The sequence below is a fragment of the Methylobacterium sp. WL103 genome (genome assembly GCF_008039885.1).
GTDB classification, from domain to species: domain Bacteria; phylum Pseudomonadota; class Alphaproteobacteria; order Rhizobiales; family Beijerinckiaceae; genus Methylobacterium; species Methylobacterium cerastii.
Genome location: NZ_VRUX01000274.1, coordinates 1 through 5461, shown reverse-complemented (window position 1 = coordinate 5461; position 5461 = coordinate 1). Strand labels below are relative to the sequence as shown.

Sequence of the window (5461 nt, the reverse complement as noted above, 5' to 3'; positions counted from 1 at the left end):
CGCCGGCGCGGCCCGGAACGTTGCCGACGAGGGGCGCCTGGGCGGCGCCTTCGGCGGAGGGGTTGGTCTGCTGGGTGCAGACGACCTGCTCCTTCTTCACCAGCACGAAGCAGATGCTCATCTCGCCGGTGCGGTAGTTCACCCGGAACACGCCCGCCTCGCGGGTGTGGCGCGTGGCGACGAGGCCGTATTCCGACGGGGGCTGCGCGCCGGCCCCCTCGCCCGCCGCGAAGCAGACCGTTAGGCCGATGCCGCCCCCGACGTCCTGCAGCCCGTACTGGCACGAGGTGACCTCACCCGTGACCTTGTCGACCCGGTACATGCGGTTGAGGTCGGCCTGCGGGGCCGGGACGAACTCGAACGAGGCGGCGGCGGCGGAAACCGGCGCGAGCAGGCAGAGGCCGAGGGCGAGCAGGCGGATGTTCATGGACGGTCCCGGGGTGTGACGCCCTCTCCTTTCACGGGGGTTTCGGGCAAGTCTGGGGCGTCGGATGTCGTCCGCGCCCCGAGGGGTGCCGGAAACTTGCCCCGTCCGCCGCGGGCGGCTAGCGAGGGCGCCATCCCCGCCCCTTGCGAAAGCTCGCGATGTCCACCTTGCCGAAGATCGCCGTGTTCGACCTCGACGGCACCCTGGCCGAGACCGCGGGCGACCTGATCGGCACGCTGAACGTACTGCTGCTGCGCGAGGGCCTGCCGGAACTGCCGCTCGCGGAGGCGCGGGACCTGATCGGCGCCGGCGCCAAGGCGCTGATCCGCCGCGGCTTCGAGGCCGCCGGCAAGGCGCTGACGCCCGAGCGGCACGAGGCGCTGTTCGCCGACTTCCTGGAGCATTACGGCGCGCACCTGTGCGACCGCTCGCACCTCTATCCCGGCGTGGTCGAGGCGCTCGACCGGCTTGAGGCCGAGGGTTTCCGGCTCGCCGTGTGCACCAACAAGGTCGAGCTCCACGCCGTCGACCTGCTCGACAAGCTCGGCATCGGCGGTCGCTTCGCCGCGATCTGCGGGCGCGCGACCTTCCCCTACAGCAAGCCCGATCCGCGCCACATCACCCTGACGATCGCCAAGGCCGGAGGCGACCCCGCGCGCGCGGTGATGGTCGGGGATTCCCGCGCCGACATCGATGCGGCCAAGGCCGCCGGCATCCCGGTGGTGGCGGTCACCTTCGGCTACACCGACACGCCGGTGGACCGGCTCGGGCCGGACCGGGTGATCAGGCATTTCACCGAGCTCGCCGACGCGGTTGCCGAGCTGGTGCCGCCGCGGGCGTAGGCGTCTTCGTTCCTACGCGTAATCCTCCGGCACCTGCACCTTGCCCGCGCGCAGCACCGTGTAGAGGAACGGCACGAACAGCAGCGTCGCCGGCGTACCGAAGGCGATGCCGCCCATCACGGCGCGCGCCAGCGCCGCGTTCTGCTCGCCGCCCTCGCCCGTGCCGAGCGCCATCGGGATCAGCCCGAGGAACATCGCGCCCGCCGTCATCAGCACCGGGCGCAACCGGGTCTCGCCGGCCAGGAGCGCCGCCTCGATCGCCGAGCAGCCCGTCGCCTCGCGGTGCTCGCGCGCGAAGGTGACGAGCAGGATCGAGTTCGCCGACGCGATGCCCACCGACATGATCGCGCCGAACAGCGACGGGATCGAGAAGGTGGTGCCGGTCACGAACAGGCTCGCGACGATGCCGCAGAAGGCGAGCGGCAGCGCCGCCAGGACCACGAACGGGTCGCCCCAGCTCTGATAGTTCACCGCCATCAGCAGGTAGACCGCCACGAGCGCGATGCTGAGGCCGACGCCGAGGCGCACGAAGGCCGAGTCCATGTTCTCGATCTGCCCGCGCACGGTGATCTTGTCGGGGGCCGGCAGCGCCTTCTGCTCCTCGTCGACGATGGTGCGGATTTCTCGCGCCACCGAGCCGAGGTCGGAATCCTGCACAGCCGCGTAGATGTTGTAGGTCGGCGCGGTGTTGACGTGGTTCACCACCGTCTGCGTCGCCTGGCGGCGCACGGTCGAGACGCTGGACAGCAGGGTCAGCACGCCCGGCTGGTCGCTGTTGGCCCGCACCAGCAGCGGCGTGTTCTGAAGGTCGGTCAGCGAGGCGTTGCGGTATTCCGGCGTCTGCACCCAGAGTTGGTACGGGATGCCGGTCTTCGGATCGGTCCAGAAGTTCGGGGTCACTTGGAAGGAGCCCGACAGGGAGACGTTGAGCCCCTGCGCCACCTGCTGCTGCGTCAGCCCGAGTTCCGAGGCGAGACGGCGATCCACGTCGACGAAGAATTGCGGCGTGCCGACGATCTGGTGGAGGTGCACGTCGACGGCGCCCTTGGTCTCCTTCAGGCGGCGCACGATGTTCTGGGCGACCGCGAGGTCCTTCTCGGCGTTGCGCCCGGACACCTGCACGTCGATCTGCGCCAGCGTGCCGAAGTTGAGGATCTGCGTGATGATGTCGGAGGGCTGGAAGTAGACGATCACGTCGGGGAAGCGCTCGCGCAGCACCTCGCGAAGGCGCTTGGTGTAGGTGCCGACGTCGCCGTGGCCCTCGCGCAGGTTCACCAGCATCTGGCCGTCGTTGTAGCCGACGAAGGAGCCGTCCGAGAACGCGAAGTTGTAGTTGTTCGAGGGCAGGCCGATGTTGTCGAGGATCTGCTCGATCTCGCCCTCGGGGATCACCTCGCGCACCGTCGCGCCGATCGCCGCGAAGACCTGCTCGGCGGTCTCGATCCGCATGCCGGGGCGGGTGCGCAGGTGCAGCGTGAGCTGGCTCGAGGCCACCTGCGGGAAGTAGTCCCGCCCGACGAAGGTGAAGAGCCCGGCGGTGCCGGCGAAGACGAGGACGACGAAGGCGATCGTCGCGACGCGCCGGCGCACGACGACGTGGAGCAGGCCGAGATAGCCGCGGTGGAAGCGTTCGAAGCGGGCCTCGAAGCCGTTCCGGAACCGCCCGGCGAGGTGGAAGACCGGGCGCACGAGCCAGCCGAGGGCGCGTGTCACACGCCCGCGCCGCGGCGGCGGGTGGGCGGCGTCGTGGTCGCCCCCGTGTCGCTCGACGTATTCGCGGGCGACCAGCACGTCGATCAGCACCGGCACGAGGGTGCGCGAGAGCAGGTACGAGGTCAGCATCGCGAACACGACCGCCAGCGCCTGCGGCGTGAAGAGATATTTCGGCGTGTCGGCCAGCGCGAAGACCGAGACGAAGGCCGCGCAGATCGACAGCGTCGAGATCAGCGTCGGCTTGGCGATGCTGGCCGCGCCCTCGACCACGGACTTGCGGAACGGCTCGCCCTCCTCGAACAGCCGGTAGGTGTTCTCGATCGCCACCGTGGCGTCGTCGACGAGGATGCCGACGGCGAGCGCCAGGCCGCCGAGCGTCATCACGTTGATGGTCTGGCCGAGCGCGGCGAGGATCGCCAGCGAGGTGAGGATCGAGAGCGGGATCGAGATCAGCACGACGATCGTCGAGCGCCATGACCCGAGGAACAGCAGGATCGTCAGGCCGGTCAGGCAGGCGGCGATGGCGGCCTCGTGGATCACGCCCTCGATCGCGGCGGACACGAACACCGACTGGTCGAACAGCGGCTTGATCGCCATGCCGTCGGGCGCCGCGGCCTGGATCTCGGGCAGCACCTTCTTGACGTTGTTGACCACGTCCAGCGTCGAGGCGGTTCCGTTCTTGAAGATCCGCATCAGCACCGAATGCAGCCCGTCCGAGCGCACGATGTTGACCTGCGGCGGCCCGCCGTCGCGGACGTAGGCGACGTCGCGCACCAGAACCGGCTGGCCGGCCACCACCTTGATCGGGATCTCGTTGAGGGCTGAGATCGCGTCCGGCGTGGCGTTGAGCAGGACCGGGTATTGCTGCTCGCCGATCTTCACGAGGCCCGAGGGCACCGTGAGGTTTTGGGCCGTCATCGCGTTGGTGACGTCGAGCGCGGTCAGGCCCAGGGCGCGCAGGGCCTGGAGGTCGAGGTCGACCATGATCTGGCGCGGGGTGCCGCCGAAGGGCGACGGCAGGGTCGAGCCCGGCACCTGAACCAGGCGCTGGCGGATGCGGTACTGCGCGTAGTCGTAGACCTTGGTCAGGCTCTCCTTCGTCGATGTCAGCGCGAGCTGGATCACCGGCACCGAGGAGGCCGAGAACCGCAGCACGATCGGCGGCTGCACGCCCGGCGGCATCGCCGAGCGGATCGAGTTCATCGCCGAGACGACCTGCGTGATCGCGAGGTCGACGCTGACCTCGCCGTCGAAGTAGATCTTCTGGATCGCCGTGCCCTGAAGCGTCGTCGATTCCATCCGCTTGATGTTGTTGACGTTGTTCGAGAGCGAGAACTCGGCGTAGGTGGTGATCCGCCGCTCCATCTCCGGCGTGGACAACCCTGTGTAGGTCCAGACCACCACGACCACCGGGATGTCGACGATCGGCAGCACGTCCTTCGGCGCGACGACGATCGCGCCGCCGCCGGCGAGCATCATCAGCACGGCGAGCACGTAGGTGGTGATACGAAACTTCAGCGCGTACTGGACGAGGCCCATTTGGTCTCCGCGACCCGGCTGCGGCCAGATCATCGCATCATGAATGCAGACGCCACCGAACGCGAGATTTGTTTCGCGATCATGTCGTTGCGCCGCGACGGCGAAGAGGCCGCAGCCGCGTCAGACTCGCCGCCCCGGGCCGGGACGCAGCTTCGGTGCCGGCTTATCCGGCGCACCCGGGCAGATCCGGCGCAGCTGCGCCCACTCGGCCTCGCTCAGGATGCGCCGGCCGGATGCGGCGGCGGCGGCCTGCGCCCGGATCGTGGCGGCGCGTTCGCGGGTGAAGGGATGGGTGCGCAGGAAGTCCGGGTCGGTCTCCGCGTCGTCCTTGGCGATCCGCTCCAGCATCGTCGCGAGCGCGGCGGCGTCGCCGCCCGCCGCCTGCATCGTGGCGACGGAATAGGCGTCCGCCGCCCGCTCGGCGTCGCGGCTGTAGCCGGCCGAAAGCGCCGCCTGGCCGAGCGCGACGATGACCGTCGAGCCGGTGAGGTCCCCGAGCACGAGGCTGAGCAGGAACGAGGTGCCAGACGCCTGGATCAGCGCCCGCGTCGGATCGCGCAGGGCCACGTGACCGAGCTCGTGCGCCAGCACGCCCGCAAACTCGTCGGCGCTTCGCGCCTTGGCGATCAGCTCCGAAAGCACGACGACGCGCGCGCCGGGCAGGGTCAGGGCGTTTGCCGTATTGTGCCGGCGCACCGTCACGGCGAGGTCGGACGGCAGGCCGCGACCGGACACGAGGCGGGCGACGAGGCGGTCGAGCACGGCCCGTCCCGCCGGGTCGGCGCAGGCCGGCGGATCGCCCATCAGGTCCAGCACCTGACCCTCGACCGCGGCGCCGAGACGCGCCTCGACGCCGTCCGGTACCAGGGGCGCGAGGAAGCCGGCCGCGACCGGCAGGCCGAAGGCGACCGCGAGGAGGATGGCGACGCCTGCCGCCAGC

4 protein-coding genes are annotated in these 5461 nt (G+C 70.0%); 1 reads left to right on the top strand and 3 read right to left on the bottom strand.

The window, feature by feature from the left end; genetic code table 11:
• Positions 1–427 (bottom strand): hypothetical protein (locus FV222_RS16060; RefSeq protein ID WP_187277353.1); only part of this gene is annotated, 427 nt, incomplete at its 3' end.
• A gap of 158 nt (positions 428–585) precedes the next feature.
• On the opposite strand from FV222_RS16060, the gene FV222_RS16055 reads away from it, so the two are divergent.
• Entirely contained in the window at positions 586–1269 is a 684-nt protein-coding gene (locus tag FV222_RS16055) for an HAD family hydrolase (RefSeq protein ID WP_147761521.1), read from the top strand.
• Positions 1270–1281: 12 nt separating this feature from the next.
• Here FV222_RS16055 and FV222_RS16050 read toward each other — a convergent pair whose 3' ends face one another.
• Positions 1282–4521, bottom strand: a complete 3240-nt coding sequence (locus FV222_RS16050) for an efflux RND transporter permease subunit (RefSeq protein WP_147815067.1) — start codon at positions 4519–4521, stop codon at positions 1282–1284.
• 120 nt (positions 4522–4641) lie between these two features.
• Positions 4642–5461: M48 family metallopeptidase (locus FV222_RS16045; RefSeq protein ID WP_147815065.1), on the bottom strand; the 820-nt coding region annotated here is incomplete at its 5' end.

Bases quoted from the DNA above. Each gene is read 5' to 3' on its own strand.
- FV222_RS16055 (WP_147761521.1), top strand. From the start codon at position 586: ATGTCCACCTTGCCGAAGATCGCCGTGTTCGACCTCGACGGCACCCTG.
- FV222_RS16050 (WP_147815067.1), bottom strand. From the start codon at position 4,521: ATGGGCCTCGTCCAGTACGCGCTGAAGTTTCGTATCACCACCTACGTG.